We start from the raw sequence: 16,728 nt of genomic DNA on the forward strand, positions 1-16,728 counted from the left end.
AACCTCAGAACCTTTAAAAAAAGAAACCATGACCAAAATTATTACCTTAATCACATTATTTATCTGCAGCTTAATGTCTGCTCAAAATGTAAAACTAACTGTTGCTGTTTCAGGTATAAAAAACGATACAGGAATTGTTAAAGTAGGATTGTACAACTCAGATGGAACATTTCTTAAAACGACTTACAAGAGCCTTTCTTCGGAAATTAAAAACAATAAGGCAGTAGTAACATTTGACAATCTTCCGGCGGGAGAGTATGCAATTTCAACGTATCACGATGAAAACAGTAATGGAAAACTGGATAGAAATGCAATGGGAATTCCTTCTGAAGATTATGCAGCTTCAAACAATGCAAAAGGATTTATGGGACCTCCTTCTTATAAAGATGCTAAATTTGTTATCGATAAAGATTCTAAAATTGAAATTACATTATAATATATAGTAACCACAAATTAAACAACCATTTAAATAACCTGTAAAATGAAAAAAATCATCACTTTAATCGCATTATTTGTAGTAGTAATAAGCTCAGCGCAAACACAATTTGAGCAAGGAATGACAAAAGCTTTCGGACTTTGGAAAGAAGGTAAAAACACTGAGGCTTCGGCTTTATTCGAAAGAATCGGATCGGCAGAAAAAAACAGTTACCTGCCAAATTATTATGTAGCCTTAATCAATACTACATCGGCTTTTACTGAAAAAGACAAAACAAAAATCGATTTGTTATTAACAAAAGCACAAGACGCCTTAGACGTTGAATTTATAAAAGATCAAAACAATGCCGAACTTTATGCTATGCAGGCTTTAATTTATACAGCTTATGTGGTGGCAGATCCAATGACAAACGGAATGAAATATTCGGCTAAAGTAATGGAAGCTTACGCAAAAGGAAAAGCGATTGACCCAAACAACCCAAGAATTGTTTTTGGTGAAGCTGATTACCAATTAGGCGGTGCAAAATGGACAGGTGTTGATACAAAACCACTTTGTGCACAAGTTGATAAAGCTGTCGAACTTTTTGCTACTTTTAAACCAGAAACACCTTTTTCTCCAAAATGGGGATTAGAAAGAGCTTTAGAAACTCAAAAAAGCTGTAAAAAATAAAAAATAATATAAAGCTGGATTATTATAATGAAAGACAATAGAAATGTATATGCAGATTTAAAAAGCGGAACCATAGTTTCGTTTAAGATTTCTATGATCTTTACCGTAATATTCTCCGCTTTTTTAGGCAGTGACTTAAATGTTCAAAACGTTCTTATTACTTTTTTTATCAGCTGTCTTTATTCTTTCCTGGTAGGTTTTGGCAACGGATATATTAATGTGCTGTTAGACAGAAAATGGGATTGGTTAGAGCAGACAAACCTAAGGGTGTATTACGGAATTTTAGTTACGGTTTTGTATACAGTTCCGGTAGTTTTAGGAATAAATTATTACATCTATGTTATTCTGCAAAATGTGTCTCTGGAGAAGTTTTTCAGCGAACGAATGATTTGGACACATATGTTTTATATCGTGCTGGCTTTAGCGGTTTCGACTTTTATGCAGGCGCGAAGCTTTATGGTAAAGTGGAAACAGGCATCAAAATTTGAAATTACGCAGCAAAAGATTATTGCGGGAACGGCAAGCGCTAAATTCGAGAGTTTAAAAAACCAGATCGACCCGCATTTTCTTTTTAACAGCTTAAACGTTCTTAGTTCTTTAATTGAAGAAAATCCGGATAATGCACAGCGTTTTACGACTTCATTATCTAAAATTTACCGATATGTTTTAGAACAAAAAGACAAAGAATTGGTTTCGGTAGAAGATGAATTATCGTTTGCCAAAACGTACATGAATTTACTGAAAATGCGTTTTGAGAATAGTTTGTTTTATGAATTGCCCGCAGCAGACATAAATCCAGACGCAAAAGTGGTTCCGTTATCGTTACAGCTTCTACTTGAAAATACAGTAAAGCATAATGTAGTAAGCGAGCAAAAACCGCTGCACATCAGGATTTTTATTGATGGAGATTATTTAGCCATTCAAAATGATTTTCAAAAGAAAGAAGTACTGCAGGACAGACAAGGAGTAGGGCTGCAAAATATTGTAAACCGCTACGAAATTGTAACCAACAGGAAAGTTAGAGTGGAACAAGACGAAAAAAATTTCACGGTTAAGATTCCAATTTTAACCAAACAAATTACAGTTATGGAAACAAGTGCAGATTATAGCGATGAAACGAAAGCTTATTTCAGAGCAAAAAAGAGAGTAGAGGAATTGAAAGGATTTTACGCCAACGTAATTTCATATTGTTGTGTGATTCCGTGCTTAATTTTTGTAAATTTAACGTACTCTCCTGGATTTCAGTGGTTTTGGTTTTCGGCTTTAGGCTGGGGGTTTGGAGTAGTAATGCATGCTTTTAAAGTATTCGGTTACAGCTCTGATTGGGAGGAACGAAAAATCAGAGAGATTTTAGAAAGAGAAAACCAACAAAAAAACTGGAAATAATCATGGAAAACAATTCTACTAATAATCCGGAAGAAAATGTATTACAGCAATTAGCAAGTAAAAAAGTAGCAAAGCTGAAATCATTTTATAAATATACATTTTTTTACATCATTGCTTTAACTCTTTATCTTTTAAAAGAATACACAGATTTGCCTTTGCATATCTTTCCCTTTCAGTTTTTAAACAAAGTGGTAATGATTCTTTGGACCGCAGTTTACATTAGCTGCATAATAGATATGGTGGTTTCGTTTAAATTTTTGGGAAGAGATTGGGAAGAACGAAAGTTGAGAAGCATCTTAGAAAAGAAAAATAAAACTCAAAAATGGGAGTAACCATGGAAACGAATTGTAACAATGAACGGGAAAAATTTGAGTTTCAGCAGATCTTTAGAAAAAAAGTAATGAGACTCAGATCCTTTTATATGCATTCTTTACTATTTGGAGCAGCATTAGTGGTTTTTGTATTAAAAGAATATTATGGAGCTCCGTTGCACTTTTTCCCGCTAAACTGTTTAAACGAGGTGGTAATGTTAATTTGGAGTTCGGTATTTGTATGTTCGGCAATAGATTTATTTGTTTCTTTTAAAATTTTAGGAAATGAATGGGAAGAACGCAAACTGAAAAGCATCTTAGAGAAAAGACAAAAAAAACAAAAATGGGTATAGTCATGGAAGTAAAATATAATGAAGAAGACAGATACTATCTTGCAAAAAAGAAAGTAGAAAATATAAAAGGTTTTTATGGTAATCTTACCGCTTTTATTGGCGTAAATATTATTTTGATTATCATTAATTTATGGACATCACCAGAATATTTATGGTTTTTCTGGCCATTATTATGGTGGGGAGTTGGAGTTCTTTTTCACGGATTAAAGGTTTTTGAAATATTTCCGGTTTTAGGTAAAGAATGGGAAGAAAGAAAAATCAAAGAACTGATGGAAAAAGAAAAACTGAACAAAAACAAATGGCAATAATTTAATTCAATAAAAATGGGAAGATTTAGAAGACGTATGTACGAAGATTATAGACATGAATTTAGTACAGATGAAAGTTACAATATAGCATACAGAAAAGTAAAAAGAATAAAAGGCTTTTATACGCATTTGAAGGTATATTTTATCGTTAATGCAATTATCATTATTTCTAGTTTAAATAGCAGAGGTTTTATAGGCAATCATTTTGAAATTAGAAATTTTAGAGAATGGGAAGTTTATTCTACAGCTTTTTATTGGGGAATTGCTTTAGCCATTCATGCATTTTCAGTTTTTGGACCTGATATTTTTTTCAACAAAGAATGGGAGGATAAAAAAATTAAAAAATATATGGAGAAAGAAGCTCAGAATAAGAATAAATGGGAGTAATTTTAAACTATATTTTTTTTTCAAATTTTGCACATTAGTCAATGACCACATTAATTATAGAAGACGAAAAACCAGCTGCTCGCTTGTTGCAGCGAAAGCTTGAAAAGTTAGATATTGCCGTAAAAACAATGTTGCATTCTGTAGAAGAATCGGTTCATTGGTTCACCAATAATGATCATCCGGATTTGATTTTTCTGGATATTCAATTGTCCGATGGTTTATCGTTTGAAATTTTTGAAAAAATAGATATCAAAAGCGCCATTATTTTTACAACAGCCTACGATGAATATGCTTTAAAAGCATTTAAATTAAACAGTATCGATTATCTCCTCAAGCCAATTGACGAAGACGATCTGGAAGTGGCTGTTACTAAATTTAAAACACGCCTGCCAAAACCAAGTTCAGAAACTCAAAATCTGCAGCTAGACTTTGAGCAGATCCGACAAATGTTGTCAAATCCTTTTGAGAAAGTATATAAAAAACGATTTACAGTTAAAATTGGGCAGCATTTAAAAGTAATTACAACCGAAGAAATTGAATGTTTTTTTAGCGAAAACAAAGGAACTTATATTCATACCTACGACAATCGAAACTATTTAATCGATTCGACTTTAGAAATTCTGGAACAAGAATTAGACAAAAAGGATTTCTTTCGCGTAAACAGAAAATTCATTGTACCGCTTCAGGCAATTAAAGAAATTCAGGTTTATACCAATTCACGTTTAAAAGTAATTTTACCAACCTACAAAGAAGATGAGGTTATTGTAAGCCGTGAAAAAGTTCAGGATTTTAAAACCTGGTTAGGGTAATTTTTTTCTGGAATAAAATGAATCGTTCCTACGGAACGTTATATAATTCGCGATTAATATCTCAACGGATTAAAATCCGTTGCTGCAATATGTTTTCATTCCTACGGAATTTTTGAATGTTTCTTACGATAGATTGAAAACCATTCAATAAAAGAGCCTTCGGCTCGATACATTTTGTAGGGCCGGATTTTAATCCGGTTTTAAAAAAATGAGTAAGAGTATTGAGAGCCGTAGGCTCGGCCCATATTTTCAACACAAATATTTATATAAAAAAAGAGCTGAAAAATAATTTCAGCTCTTTTTTTATATCGTTTAAAATATTATTTACTCAATCTATGTAACGTATACGTCATGGCGCTCAAAAGGAAAAACGCCATAATTTGGTGGATTAATCCTAAAGCCAATGGAACGCTGTATAACAATGTAAAAACACCTAATAAGAATTGTATAAAAACAAAAAGGACTAAAGTATTGATTCCGTTTGCCTGCGTTCTGGTAAGTGAATATTTTTTGCTTTTAAAATAAAGGAAAAGAATAATGGCTACAACAACATAAGCAAAAGTTCTGTGTACGAATTGAACACCGCTTTTTCCTTCGATTAAATTTTTCACTAAACTAGATTGTTCTATAAAAACCGATTCGTGAATAAATTCGCCATCGCTCATTAAAGGCCAATGATTGTGAATTAATCCAGCATTTAATCCCGCTACAAATCCGCCATAGATAATTTGAATTAACAAAGCAACCAAAGCATATCTTGCGATTTTGCGAAGCGGTAATATCTTATTGATGTTTCTTTCCGGGTAAATCAAATCTAATGCAACCCAAAGCGTATAAGCAAAAGTTATAAAAGCAAAAGTTAAATGCAATGAAAGTCTAAAGTGGCTTACATCTGGATTATCAATTAAACCGCTTCTCACCATAAACCAGCCCAGGAATCCCTGAAAAGCTCCCATTGCCAAAAGCACGATGCATTTTTTTATAGTATCTGTATCCAGTTTCTTTTTCATCAAAAAGTAAACAAATGGTACAAAGAAAACCAATCCAATAATTCGTCCGATAAAGCGGTGAAACCATTCCCAGAAATAAATAAATTTATAATCTGAAAGTTGAAAATCGTTGTGAATATTGATTTTTTGGTACTCAGGAAATTTTTTATACTCATCAAATGCGGCCTGCCATTTTGCATCTGTTAAAGGCGGAAAGGTGTCGGTTACCAAATGCCAGTCCGTCATTGATAAACCCGAATTAGTTAAACGTGTGATGCCTCCTACGACAACCATTAAAAACAATAAAACACAACCTGATAGTAACCAAATGATTACTGATTTATTCTCTTTTTTCATTCTTTTCCAATTAATTCTATTTCATTTTTTGTTTTGGAAATTCTTTTCAAATAGAATTTTCCGAAATATATATTTGCAAAAATGCCTAGGGGAAATACTATACAACCATAAATAATTCTAAAAGGGTAATCATAGTAATTAATTTTTAAGTCCAAAATTTGAATTAATCGTGGACTTTTTGCTACTAACATAAAAAAAAGCATAATTAATACAGGTAAAATAATGCTCGTCAAAAAATAGACTGATTTATGTGTTATATGTTTTGTTTCAATACTTTTTAGCTTTTTAAAAAATATATAGTTTGGATAGACAACTATTATTGAAATTATTATCCAATAAATCAAAACTACATGGTTCATTATTTTTTAAGCGTTAAATTTAACTTTGCTGCTCTTTTAATCACAAAATCATAAGCCGCCTGATATTCATTTGGAATATCACCTTCTAAAATAGCCTCTTTTACCGCTTCTTTTAAAACTCCAATTTCGCGAGAAGGTTTTAAATCGAACATTTCCATAATTTCTTCACCAGAAATTGGCGGTTGAAAATTACGTACATGATCGCGTTCTTCAACTTCAACAATTTTCTTGCGGACAATTTCAAAGTTCTTATGATATTTCTTGAATTTCGACGGATTTTTGGTTGTAATATCAGCTTCGCACAACGTCATTAAATCTTCTACGTCTTCGCCGGCATCAAAAACCAAACGACGAACTGCGCTGTCGGTTACAATATCCTGCGCCAAAACAATAGGGCGAGAACTCATAATTACCATTTTTTGCACAAATTTCATTTTGTGATTTAATGGCATGTGTAAACGTTCGAATATTTTTTTAGCCATTTTCCCGCCCAAAAACTCATGTCCGTGAAAAGTCCAGCCTTGCTTTTTACTGAAACGTTTTGTTGGCGCTTTTCCAATATCATGCAATAAAGCGGCCCAGCGTAACCAGACATCGTCAGTGTTTGGGCAAATATTATCGACAACTTCCAGTGTATGGTAAAAGTTGTTTTTATGCGTATGACCTTCAATTTCTTCAACCTGATTCAACGCTGTTAATTCAGGTAAGATTAAATCTAAAAGTCCGGTTTGGTATAAAAGTAAAAATCCCGTTGACGGTTTAGGCGTAGAAAGAATTTTGTTTAATTCGTCTACAATTCTTTCGCCTGATATAATTTTGATGCGATCTGCATTTTTGGTAATCGCTTCTAATGAATTTCTTTCGATATTAAAATTCAGCTGTGTTGCAAAACGAATGGCACGAAGCATACGCAACGGATCATCAGAATAGGTAATATCCGGATCTAAAGGTGTTTTGATTATTCCAAGTACTAAATCAAATGAACCATTAAAAGGGTCCAGAAGTTCACCAAAATTCTTTTCGTTTAAAGACAAAGCCAAAGCATTGATCGTAAAATCACGACGATTTTGATCATCTTCAAGCGTTCCGTTCTCAACAATTGGATTTCGACTGTCGAAATTATAAGATTCTTTTCGGGCACCAACAAATTCAATATCGGTATCTTCAAAACGGAGCATTGCCGTTCCGTAAGTTTTAAAAACCTGAACTTTAGGTTTGTTCGGAAGTAAATCAGAAACTTTAAGCGCTAATTCGATACCGCTTCCAACTGCCACAACGTCGATATCCTTTTTAGAACCTCGGTTTAAAATCAAATCACGAACGAAACCTCCTATGACATAAGAGTCTACATTTAATTCCTGAGAAGCTTTCGAAATAATATCGAAGATTTTGTTTTGTAAAGCAGTTTTATAGTTTTTATGTGTAGTCACGAATTCAGCTATTTTTGAATAAAAGTCGATTTCAAATTTCTAGTAAATGAAATGCATGCAAATTTACAACATAGAAAATGCCTATTATAATGTATTGCTCACTTTTTTGAACAATTTCACATTTTGCAGCGTCGATTTTTATGAATTGAGAAAGAGTTGCCGCGAATTGCACGAATTTCCACGAATTATTTTTTTTCAGCCACAGATTAATGGATTAAAAGGATTAAAAAATTAGTACAATTCGTGGGGTGAAAAATATAGCCACAGATTAAAGGATTAAATGGATTAAAAAAATCTGTGGAAATCTTTTTAATCTGTGGCAAAAAAATCTTCGCAATCTCAATAAAAAATAATTCGTGGAAATTAGTGTAATTCGTGGCAGAAAACTATACCCCAATAAAACAAATCAATTGCAATAACATATTTTTAAAAATTCAATTTGTATTTTTGAATCTTAGAAAAACGTAGAGATGAAAATTGTTATATCGCCGGCGAAATCATTGAATTTCGAAAAAGAATTACCAACTGCACAACATACTGAACCTTCATTTTTAAAAGAAGCACGTCAGGTTCATAAAATATTAAAAGAGAAAAAACCTTCTGATTTATCTGAATTAATGTCGATTTCAGATAAACTTGCCGATCTAAACTGGAAACGTAATCAAGACTGGAAAACTCCGTTTACGGCAGAAAATGCCCGTCCGGCAGTTTATACTTTTGATGGTGATGTGTACACCGGTTTAGATGCGTATTCAATTCCGTTAGAAAAATTAGATGTTCTTCAGGATAAACTTAGAATCCTATCTGGACTTTACGGCGTTTTAAAACCACTTGATTTAATGCAGGCGTATCGTTTAGAAATGGGAACCAAATTGCCGGTTGGAGAATATAAAATCCTTCATGAATTCTGGAAACCTGTTGTTACAAAAGCTTTAAATAAAGAATTGACAAAAGGAGAGTTGTTTGTCAATTTAGCCAGTACTGAATATTTTTCGGCTGTTGATGTAAAAGCTTTAAAAGTTCCTGTAATTACTCCGGATTTTAAAGATTACAAAGACGGAAAGTTAAAAATAATCAGCTTTTTTGCTAAGAAGGCAAGAGGCATGATGGTTCGTTATATTATTGATACCAATGCCGAAACTATCGATGACTTAAAAGGGTTTAATTACGAAGGATATCATTTTGATGCGAATCTTTCAAAAGGGAATCATTTGGTTTTTACGAGATAGGTTTTTTTAAGGGACAAAGGTTCAAAGTGGCAAAGGTTCAGAGGTTTTTTTAAAGGTTCTGAGTTACTAAGACGCTAAGATTCTTAGGTTTTAACCGCGAAGAGCGCTAAGACAAACGCAAAGTTCGCAAAGTTTTTATGACAAAGCTTTGCGAACTTTGCATTTTATCACATTCTGGGAATAAAATCTTTGCGAACTTTGCGGTTAAATAAAAATAAAAAATAAACGCCGAATTCTAAATAACGAATTCGGCGTTTCTGCGTATTATAAAATTATTATTATTAATGCATTGCGTCGGCTGCACTAATTTTGTTCTTCCCTTTTTTAATAAAGAGAATAATCGGTATGCAACATAAAAACATGATTCCAAGATACATGAAGATATCCATGTACGCCATTACAGTACTTTGTTTCATGACAGAATATTCTATAGCCTGATACGCTTTTTTCAAAGCAACATCTGCGCTGTATCCTTTTGCCATAAAAGCGTGCTGCATTCCTGCAATTCGCTGTTGTACATCAAATTTGGCTGGATCTAAATTATTAATTAGATCGACTCTGTGCGACTGGCTGAAACGTGTAATAAAGGTGGTAATAATCGCAATACCAAAAGATCCGCCTAACTGACGCATCATTCCGGTAAATGCTGCTCCTTCACCAATTTGTTTTCCTTTTAAAGTCGAAAGTGAAAGGGTTGTAATAGGAACGAAAAGCAATCCTAAACCAATTCCTCTTAAAATTAAAGGCCAGTACATATGTTCAACACCAGTATCTGGAGTCATACGGCTGTACATCATAAAGGTAAAGAAGAAGAAAACTAAAAATCCTACTCCAACCATATACCCTTGTGGTACGCCTTTCTGAATCATATTTCCAACAAATGGCATCATGATAGCTGTTGTTATAGATCCTGGAATCAATAACAATCCTGCATCAGTTGCTGTCCACCCTAAAATCGACTGCGTATAAATTGGGATAATTAAGGTAGAACCATATAAACCGAAACCAAGGATGAAACACATTACGGTTCCAATTCTTAAGTTTCCATCTTTTAAAACACTTAAGTTTACAATTGGATGTTTGTAGGTTAGCTCTCTCCAAATAAAAAGAACCAATCCTAAAACCGTTACCACACTTAAAGTTACAATAAGTGAATCATTAAACCAGTCATCCTGTTGTCCGTGTTCTAGTACGAATTGTAAAGATCCAATAAAGGCACTCAACAAAACAATTCCCCACCAGTCAACCTGATTTGCTTTTAGTTTTTCACCATATTTTGGACTTCTTACGAAAGTTAAAGCCAAAATAGTAGCGATAATCCCTAATGGAATATTGATATAAAAGATATAAGGCCAAGAATAATTATCTACTAAATATCCTCCCAAAGGCGGACCTAAAGTTGGACCTACAATTACACCCATTCCGTAAATAGCCTGTGCCATTCCACGTTTTGCTACGGGATAACTTTCTGTAATAATCGTTTGGGCTGTTACTAGTAACGCTCCACCACCCATACCTTGTACGAATCGGAAGGCTACAAGTTCCCAAATATTTGTGGCGTTACCACACAAAAAAGAACAGACTGTAAATATTATAATGGAAGCCACAAAATAATTACGTCTTCCAAATTGCTGTGATAACCAGCTCGTCATCGGGATTACAATAACATTCGCAATTGCGTATGCTGTAATAACCCATGCCACATCGGTCAAGGTAGCACCAAGACTTCCGCGCATGTCTGTTAGAGCTACGTTTACAATCGTCGTATCTACAATTTCCAGCAAGGCACAAAGTACTGCTGTAATGGTAATAATAACACGTCGGTAACCGTATTCTACTAAATCGTCGTCTGCTTGTACTGCTGTTGCCATTTATTTATTTTAAATGTACATCTACATCAACATTCATTCCTGGTCTTAAAAGTTTTACTTTTTCAGGATCGTTTGATTCGTCAATACTAATTTTTACTGGTAATCTCTGAATTGTTTTTACGAAGTTTCCTGTTGCATTGTCAGGAGGTAATAATGAAAAACGAGATCCTGTAGCAGGAGAAAAAGAAGTTACAGTTCCTTTAAACTCATAGTTTGGATAAGCATCTACTTTTAAACTTACTTTTTGTCCCACAACCATTTTGTTTAATTGTGTTTCTTTAAAGTTTGCTACAACCCAAGCTTCATTGTTATTAATAATGTAGAATAAAGATTGTCCTGGCTGAACTAATTGTCCTGGCTGGATATCAACTTTAGAAACCTGACCATCAATAGCAGCTGTAACTACAGTATAGCTTAAGTTTAAGTGCGCTACATCAAGCATTGTTTTTGCTTTTTTGATGTTTGCTGCTGCAACTTCTGTCTGCTTGTCAGAAACTTTAGATTTTGACTGAATAACAGATTTTTGGAAAGAAGTCGCTTTTTGTTGTTGTTCTAAAACACGTACTTGGTTTTCAGCTTCTTCTTTTGCTGTTAAAGCCTGCTCATATTGTTGTTTTGTAATCGTATGAGTTTTGTACAAGTTATTGTAACGGTTATAATCGTTTGTAAGCTGTCTCAATCTAATTCTTGCACTTTCGATAGAACCGGTTGCAGATCTCATTTGCGCATCAGAAACTGAAATACTTGCGTATGCACTTCCAATATCTGCTTTTGCTGCCTCAAACTGACCTTCAGCTCCTAATAATGCAGCGTTTGCTTCATCGATTTTTAACTGATAATCTCTCTTGTCGATAGTAAATAAAGTATCTCCTTTTTTTACATAATCATTATCTTTCACATATACTTTACTGATATATCCTGATACTCTGGGAATAATCGGATTCATTTTTTTCTCTATTTGAGCATCATCTGTTTCTTCGTGAGCCTGACCGTGCAGGTATTTAGATATTCCATAAGTTCCGCCTCCTAAAATAAGAACTGCAAGTATGATGATGAATTTTTTATTTGTTTTTTTCTTTTCCATGAGAGCTATCGATTATATTTTAGAAAGATTGAATGATTGTGATAATTGTCCTGATACTGAAAGTAATTCGTAATATTTTTGAATAATAGTTGCTTTAGACACCGCTGTATTTATTTTAGCACTTAGATTTTCAACATCTGCTTCAACCAAATCATTAGTATCAGCCAAGCCGTTGTCGAATTTATCTTTTACAAGTCTGTAATTTTCTGCAGCTTGTTGTAATGCTTCATTATAAACTACACTCTGATTAATCGCCAAGTCGTAATCTTCTATAGATTTTTGAACTTCAACTTTAATGCGATCCGTCATGATAGCTTCTGTATTTTTTACTTCAAGTGCTTTACTTTCAGCTTCTTTTACATGTGCACTGTTTTTTAAAATGCCAGATAAATCATAAGATAAACCTACACCAAAATTCATAGCATATTTTACCGTAATAATATCTTTAAGATCTAAAGCCGTATAACCACCAAGCAATGAAATTGTTGGGTAATATCCTGCTTTTGCTATTTTAACATTAGCTTCAGAAGCTTTTTGTTGTAAGCGGATAGCCTCTAAATCTTTTCTGCTTTCAAGAGCCAAAGCATCAGATGTTGGTGCATTGGTTGTTTTTAAATTGAAGAAATCTTCTTCGTTAACCTGAATTTTTACAGACGGCTCTAATTTAAGTAATGTCGTTAGATAAAAATTAATGTTATTGATATTATTATTAGCTTCATCAATCGATAATTGTGTTTTTGAAACTAACAATTGTGCTTTCAATAAATCATTTCTCGGAATAATTCCGTTTTTCTCTAATTCTGTAAAATCAGTAACACGTTGTTTAGCGCTTTTTTGATTTTCGTTTAAAACATCAAGTGTCTTTTGGGCTTTGTATAAAGCGGTGTAATATGTAATTACTTTTAAAGCCACATCCTCTTTTGTTTTAATTGCATTAACGCTTTCAGCTTCGTATAAGCTTTCAGAAGCATCAATGCTATTTTGGATTTTAAATCCTGCAAAAAGCGGAAGGCTTAAATTAGCCATTCCAAGCATAGCACGGTCAGGTGAGGCAAGAGAGGCACTTTCTCCTTGATTTGGCATGTCTATAGAAGCTTTTGTAAGACGCTGATATTGACCAGAAATTTTTAAATCAGGATATTGGTTATTCTTAACCGTTTGCAGTTCGTATTTCTTTGAGTTTACCTTAGTATTGGCAAGCGTAACTTCGTTACTCTTTTCCCAGGCCATTTTTACGGCCTCATCTAAGGTTAAACTTGTTTTTTCTTGTGCTTCTATTGAAGATATTCCGATAAAGAAAACTCCAAAGAGCATTAATTGACTAATTTTCATAAACAAGTAGCGCTTTTATAGTTTGTTGAATGTGCTTTGTAAGACTGTTTTTAATGTAATCGTTATATAACGTTTCTGTTTTTAGATTTAAGAGTTCTTCAAAAAATGATTTGTTCATGTGGAAATGAAAAAAAGTTCCCATAATCGTTGGTGTAATCAACGGGATTATGACATCTTTTCTAAAAATTCCTTTTGATTGGCCTTCTTTGATAATTGCTTCAAGAGATTTTAGGTTTCCCTTTTTCAGTTCAGTAAAAACAGCAAAACTTTGTTCTCTTTTTTTAGAAGCTAGTTCGAAATGTAAAACTCTGAAAATCCCTCTGTTACAATTAATTCGGTTAATGTAAATTTCAACTAATTTATTGACTTTATCAAGAGGATGAAGATCTTCATGTTGTAAACTTTCGATTTGTAGTTTTAAATCGGCTGTTTTGTGAATGATTAAAGATTCCAGTAATTTATCTTTAGAACCAAAATAATACGAAACCATGGCAATGTTAATTTTTGCATGTTTTGAGATGTCTCGTATAGAAGTCCCTTCAAATCCTTTCTCAGAAAACAGCTTTTCAGCAACGGTGAGAATCTGAATTTTTTTATCGTTTAATTCGACGTGTGACATGGTATTGTTTCTAATCGGATACAAAATTAAACACTTGTTTAATTTAAACGCTTGTTTAATTTTATTTTAACATAATATTAACAGAGAACGGTTTCGCAAATTTAGAGCAAAAAAAAGCTGAAACACTTAGTATTTCAGCTTTCTTATCTATTTTTTTCATTCCGAGGAATGAGGAATCTTCGTAACTAATTCTACAAAGATTGGCGATTTAGATTGTGCGGCTTCGACTTCGCTCAGCCTGACAAACTAAACGTTTATTACATATTTATAAGATATAATTATCGAATCTCCCCAACAAATTCCTCAATTTTTCCACTGCCGTTTTCGCTTAAATGTTTGATAAAAGCACTTCCAATAATAGCGCCTTTGGCATATTTTGTAGCTTGATTAAAAGTTTCTTTGTTCGAAATTCCGAAACCAACGATTTGAGGGTTTTTCAAATTCATATCAGCAATTCTTTCGAAATACGTTTCTTGTGTGTTTCCAAAACCAGATTGAGATCCTGTAACACTTGCAGAACTTACCATATAAATAAATCCGTTTGAAACGCTGTCGATAAAACGAATACGCTCGTCTGAAGTTTGAGGCGTAATCAGGAATACATTGATTAAGCCGTATTTTTCGAAAATAGCTTTGTATTCGTCTGCGTAAACATCAACCGGAAGATCTGGAATAATTAATCCGTCAATACCAATTTCAGCACATTTCTGGCAGAAAGCTTCAACACCATATTGTAACATTGGGTTAAAATATCCCATAATAATCAACGGAATTTTTACGCTTTCGCGGATGTTTTTCAGTTGATCAAAAAGAATTTGAGTTGTCATTCCGTTATGAAGCGCCTGTGTAGAACTCGCCTGAATGGTTGGTCCATCGGCCAAAGGATCACTAAATGGAAGCCCGATTTCGATTAAATCAACGCCGTTTTTTTCTAAATCCTGAATAATCTGTACCGTATCGTTTAAGCTTGGATATCCTGCAGAAAAATAGATCGAAAGGATCTTTTTATCTTCTTGTAATTTTTGAGTTATTCTGTTCATTTTGAATGTGTTTTTCCTCCTGCAGGGTTTTGAAAACCCTGTAGGTGTTTTTTGTTTATATATCGAGACCTGTAAGATTTCTAGAATCTTGCAGGAATCTTTAGGAATATTAATTTTCTGTGTAAATCCAAGCCTGTATTCCAGACTTTAATCTTACCTGAACTCTTTTATACGAATTCGATTCGAATATATCTACTTTAGCCAGATCTGTATTTGAAATTGTATAAACAACCCCGTATATAATGTCAGAGAGATCATCGCTGGGAACCGCTACAACATAATCTGCCATTCCAAATTCTTCCTCGATTTGAAGACTTTTTAGTTTGTAACCAAGAAGCTGGTCAGGAGCTCCGGTTAATACTTTATTGAAAACCTGCATTTGAATTTGCTTTGATCGTAATGTTCCGTAAGAGAATAACTTTTCCATGATTTACTTTTTTCTCGTTATTTGTTTGCGTTAGGGATGGGAGCGGCATCTCCCGATTTAGCAAAACAAGGCTTTTTAGCCGTAGTTTTTGTTAATCGGGAATATAGCGTACAGCCCGCCCGAAGGGAACGCCCAAATTACGATTTTTATTACAATTTAAAATAATCAATATAATTGTCTAAATCTTTATCGCCGCGACCAGAAAGACTAATAACTACAACATCTGTAGGTTTAAATTTCTTTTGGTCTAAAACAGCAAATGCGTGTGCACTTTCGATGGCCGGAATAATTCCTTCTAATTTCGTAAGCTGTAAACCTGCGTTCATGGCATCATCATCAGTAACAGAGAAAAATTCGCCGCGTCCGGTTTGTGCCAAATGGGCGTGCAAAGGCCCAACGCCCGGATAATCTAATCCGGCAGAAATAGAATACGGTTCTGTAATTTGTCCGTCTGGAGTTTGCATTAAAAGGGTTTTACAACCATGAATAACGCCCACTTTACCTAATTTGCTGGTTGCAGCACTATGGCCGCTGTCTACACCTTTTCCTGCTGCTTCTACGGCGATAATTCCAACTTCAGGCTCGTGTAAAAAGTGGTAATAAGTTCCGGCAGCGTTACTTCCGCCACCAATACAAGCCACTACATAATCAGGATTTTCTCGTCCTTCTTTTTCTTTTAACTGCCATTTTATTTCTTCTGAAATAATGCTTTGAAAACGCGTTACCATATCTGGATAAGGATGAGGCCCAATTGCGGATCCGATGATATAATGTGTGTCAACCGGATTATTGATCCAGTCACGAATGGCTTCGTTTGTAGCGTCTTTTAAAGTTCTTGAACCCGAAAGCGCCGGACGAACTTCTGCGCCTAACATTTTCATACGGGCAACGTTTGGTGCCTGGCGCGCAATATCGATCTCGCCCATATAAACGATACACTCAATTCCCATTAAAGCACAAACCGTTGCTGTTGCTACTCCATGCTGACCTGCTCCGGTTTCGGCAATAATTCTTTTTTTGCCCAAACGTTTTGCTAATAAAATCTGCCCAATGGTATTGTTTACTTTGTGTGCTCCGGTATGGTTTAAATCTTCTCTTTTTAGATAGACTTTGGTGTTGTATTTTTCAGATAAACGTTTTGCAAAATACAACGGACTCGGGCGTCCTACATAATCTTTAAGCAATTGGTTAAACTCAGCTTTAAAATCTGGTTCGTCCATTATGCTTAGGTATTTTTGACGTAATTCTTCTACATTTGGATATAACATTTCCGGAATATAAGCTCCTCCAAATTCTCCGTAATATCCTTTTTCGTTGACGTTAAAACTCATT

Annotated in this window: 18 protein-coding genes; 9 read left to right on the forward strand and 9 right to left on the reverse strand. The window is 34.0% G+C overall.

Going from position 1 to position 16,728, the window contains the following annotated elements; all coding sequences use genetic code 11:
* Positions 1-28 precede the first annotated feature (28 nt).
* The 8 genes from AC1RRQ_RS12670 (at position 29) to AC1RRQ_RS12705 (ending at position 4,659) form a co-directional block, all read left to right on the forward strand.
* Positions 29-436 (forward strand): DUF2141 domain-containing protein, encoded by a 408-nt coding sequence (locus AC1RRQ_RS12670; protein WP_493023397.1) that lies wholly within the window; start codon positions 29-31, stop codon positions 434-436.
* Positions 437-481: 45 nt separating this feature from the next.
* Positions 482-1,105 carry a hypothetical protein gene (locus AC1RRQ_RS12675; RefSeq protein ID WP_493023398.1) on the forward strand — a complete coding sequence of 208 codons (624 nt, stop codon included), beginning with the start codon at positions 482-484 and terminating at the stop codon, positions 1,103-1,105.
* A 27-nt stretch (positions 1,106-1,132) separates the two neighbouring features.
* Complete coding sequence (locus AC1RRQ_RS12680; protein WP_493023399.1) at positions 1,133-2,491, forward strand: histidine kinase; 1,359 nt, start codon at positions 1,133-1,135, stop codon at positions 2,489-2,491.
* A gap of 2 nt (positions 2,492-2,493) precedes the next feature.
* Entirely contained in the window at positions 2,494-2,823 is a 330-nt protein-coding gene (locus AC1RRQ_RS12685) for a 2TM domain-containing protein (RefSeq protein WP_493023400.1), read from the forward strand.
* Between the two features lie 68 nt (positions 2,824-2,891).
* A complete protein-coding gene (locus AC1RRQ_RS12690; RefSeq protein ID WP_493023728.1) occupies positions 2,892-3,155 on the forward strand; it encodes a 2TM domain-containing protein in 264 nt (87 codons plus the stop codon).
* A 2-nt stretch (positions 3,156-3,157) separates the two neighbouring features.
* The gene (locus AC1RRQ_RS12695) at positions 3,158-3,463 is read left to right on the forward strand and encodes a 2TM domain-containing protein (protein WP_493023401.1); all 306 of its coding nucleotides are present in this window, start codon (positions 3,158-3,160) and stop codon (positions 3,461-3,463) included.
* 15 nt (positions 3,464-3,478) lie between these two features.
* Positions 3,479-3,850: a 2TM domain-containing protein gene (locus tag AC1RRQ_RS12700; RefSeq protein ID WP_493023402.1), complete on the forward strand. Its 372-nt coding sequence runs from the start codon at positions 3,479-3,481 to the stop codon at positions 3,848-3,850.
* 41 nt (positions 3,851-3,891) lie between these two features.
* Positions 3,892-4,659 (forward strand): LytR/AlgR family response regulator transcription factor, encoded by a 768-nt coding sequence (locus AC1RRQ_RS12705; RefSeq protein WP_493023403.1) that lies wholly within the window; start codon positions 3,892-3,894, stop codon positions 4,657-4,659.
* 320 nt (positions 4,660-4,979) lie between these two features.
* On the opposite strand, the gene AC1RRQ_RS12710 is transcribed toward AC1RRQ_RS12705, so the two are convergent.
* Together AC1RRQ_RS12710 and AC1RRQ_RS12715 are read right to left on the reverse strand one after the other, a co-directional pair.
* Positions 4,980-6,005 carry a COX15/CtaA family protein gene (locus tag AC1RRQ_RS12710; RefSeq protein WP_493023404.1) on the reverse strand — a complete coding sequence of 342 codons (1,026 nt, stop codon included), beginning with the start codon at positions 6,003-6,005 and terminating at the stop codon, positions 4,980-4,982.
* Positions 6,006-6,363: 358 nt separating this feature from the next.
* Positions 6,364-7,794: a CCA tRNA nucleotidyltransferase gene (locus tag AC1RRQ_RS12715; protein WP_493023405.1), complete on the reverse strand. Its 1,431-nt coding sequence runs from the start codon at positions 7,792-7,794 to the stop codon at positions 6,364-6,366.
* Positions 7,795-8,264: 470 nt separating this feature from the next.
* On the opposite strand from AC1RRQ_RS12715, the gene yaaA reads away from it, so the two are divergent.
* Positions 8,265-9,023 (forward strand): peroxide stress protein YaaA, encoded by a 759-nt coding sequence (gene yaaA, locus AC1RRQ_RS12720; RefSeq protein ID WP_493023406.1) that lies wholly within the window; start codon positions 8,265-8,267, stop codon positions 9,021-9,023.
* A 281-nt stretch (positions 9,024-9,304) separates the two neighbouring features.
* Here the strand turns inward: yaaA and AC1RRQ_RS12725 are convergent, their stop codons facing one another.
* The 7 genes from AC1RRQ_RS12725 to trpB all read right to left on the reverse strand — a co-directional run bounded on the left by AC1RRQ_RS12725 (position 9,305) and on the right by trpB (position 16,727).
* Positions 9,305-10,894 (reverse strand): MDR family MFS transporter, encoded by a 1,590-nt coding sequence (locus AC1RRQ_RS12725; RefSeq protein ID WP_493023407.1) that lies wholly within the window; start codon positions 10,892-10,894, stop codon positions 9,305-9,307.
* 4 nt (positions 10,895-10,898) lie between these two features.
* The gene (locus AC1RRQ_RS12730) at positions 10,899-11,978 is read right to left on the reverse strand and encodes an HlyD family secretion protein (RefSeq protein WP_493023408.1); all 1,080 of its coding nucleotides are present in this window, start codon (positions 11,976-11,978) and stop codon (positions 10,899-10,901) included.
* Positions 11,979-11,990: 12 nt separating this feature from the next.
* A complete protein-coding gene (locus tag AC1RRQ_RS12735) occupies positions 11,991-13,310 on the reverse strand; it encodes a TolC family protein (protein ID WP_493023409.1) in 1,320 nt (439 codons plus the stop codon).
* Entirely contained in the window at positions 13,300-13,929 is a 630-nt protein-coding gene (locus AC1RRQ_RS12740) for a TetR/AcrR family transcriptional regulator (protein WP_493023410.1), read from the reverse strand. Before AC1RRQ_RS12740 ends, AC1RRQ_RS12735 begins: the two co-directional genes overlap by 11 nt.
* 278 nt (positions 13,930-14,207) lie before the next feature.
* Positions 14,208-14,969, reverse strand: coding sequence for a tryptophan synthase subunit alpha (gene trpA / locus AC1RRQ_RS12745; protein ID WP_493023411.1), 762 nt, complete (start codon positions 14,967-14,969; stop codon positions 14,208-14,210).
* Between the two features lie 109 nt (positions 14,970-15,078).
* The gene (locus AC1RRQ_RS12750) at positions 15,079-15,396 is read right to left on the reverse strand and encodes a gamma-glutamylcyclotransferase family protein (protein ID WP_493023412.1); all 318 of its coding nucleotides are present in this window, start codon (positions 15,394-15,396) and stop codon (positions 15,079-15,081) included.
* A 149-nt stretch (positions 15,397-15,545) separates the two neighbouring features.
* Positions 15,546-16,727: a tryptophan synthase subunit beta gene (trpB, locus tag AC1RRQ_RS12755; protein WP_132989783.1), complete on the reverse strand. Its 1,182-nt coding sequence runs from the start codon at positions 16,725-16,727 to the stop codon at positions 15,546-15,548.
* Position 16,728: the final 1 nt, after the last annotated feature.

Source organism: Flavobacterium sp. GW821-FHT12A05, assembly GCF_058807735.1.

Bases quoted from the DNA above. Each gene is read 5' to 3' on its own strand.
- AC1RRQ_RS12735 (WP_493023409.1), bottom strand. From the start codon at position 13,310: ATGAAAATTAGTCAATTAATGCTCTTTGGAGTTTTCTTTATCGGAATA.
- AC1RRQ_RS12705 (WP_493023403.1), top strand. From the start codon at position 3,892: ATGACCACATTAATTATAGAAGACGAAAAACCAGCTGCTCGCTTGTTG.
- AC1RRQ_RS12695 (WP_493023401.1), top strand. From the start codon at position 3,158: ATGGAAGTAAAATATAATGAAGAAGACAGATACTATCTTGCAAAAAAG.
- AC1RRQ_RS12670 (WP_493023397.1), top strand. From the start codon at position 29: ATGACCAAAATTATTACCTTAATCACATTATTTATCTGCAGCTTAATG.
- AC1RRQ_RS12690 (WP_493023728.1), top strand. From the start codon at position 2,892: ATGAGACTCAGATCCTTTTATATGCATTCTTTACTATTTGGAGCAGCA.
- AC1RRQ_RS12730 (WP_493023408.1), bottom strand. From the start codon at position 11,978: ATGGAAAAGAAAAAAACAAATAAAAAATTCATCATCATACTTGCAGTT.
- AC1RRQ_RS12710 (WP_493023404.1), bottom strand. From the start codon at position 6,005: ATGAAAAAAGAGAATAAATCAGTAATCATTTGGTTACTATCAGGTTGT.
- trpA (WP_493023411.1), bottom strand. From the start codon at position 14,969: ATGAACAGAATAACTCAAAAATTACAAGAAGATAAAAAGATCCTTTCG.
- trpB (WP_132989783.1), bottom strand. From the start codon at position 16,727: ATGAGTTTTAACGTCAACGAAAAAGGATATTACGGAGAATTTGGAGGA.
- AC1RRQ_RS12740 (WP_493023410.1), bottom strand. From the start codon at position 13,929: ATGTCACACGTCGAATTAAACGATAAAAAAATTCAGATTCTCACCGTT.
- AC1RRQ_RS12685 (WP_493023400.1), top strand. From the start codon at position 2,494: ATGGAAAACAATTCTACTAATAATCCGGAAGAAAATGTATTACAGCAA.
- AC1RRQ_RS12680 (WP_493023399.1), top strand. From the start codon at position 1,133: ATGAAAGACAATAGAAATGTATATGCAGATTTAAAAAGCGGAACCATA.
- yaaA (WP_493023406.1), top strand. From the start codon at position 8,265: ATGAAAATTGTTATATCGCCGGCGAAATCATTGAATTTCGAAAAAGAA.
- AC1RRQ_RS12700 (WP_493023402.1), top strand. From the start codon at position 3,479: ATGGGAAGATTTAGAAGACGTATGTACGAAGATTATAGACATGAATTT.
- AC1RRQ_RS12725 (WP_493023407.1), bottom strand. From the start codon at position 10,894: ATGGCAACAGCAGTACAAGCAGACGACGATTTAGTAGAATACGGTTAC.
- AC1RRQ_RS12675 (WP_493023398.1), top strand. From the start codon at position 482: ATGAAAAAAATCATCACTTTAATCGCATTATTTGTAGTAGTAATAAGC.
- AC1RRQ_RS12750 (WP_493023412.1), bottom strand. From the start codon at position 15,396: ATGGAAAAGTTATTCTCTTACGGAACATTACGATCAAAGCAAATTCAA.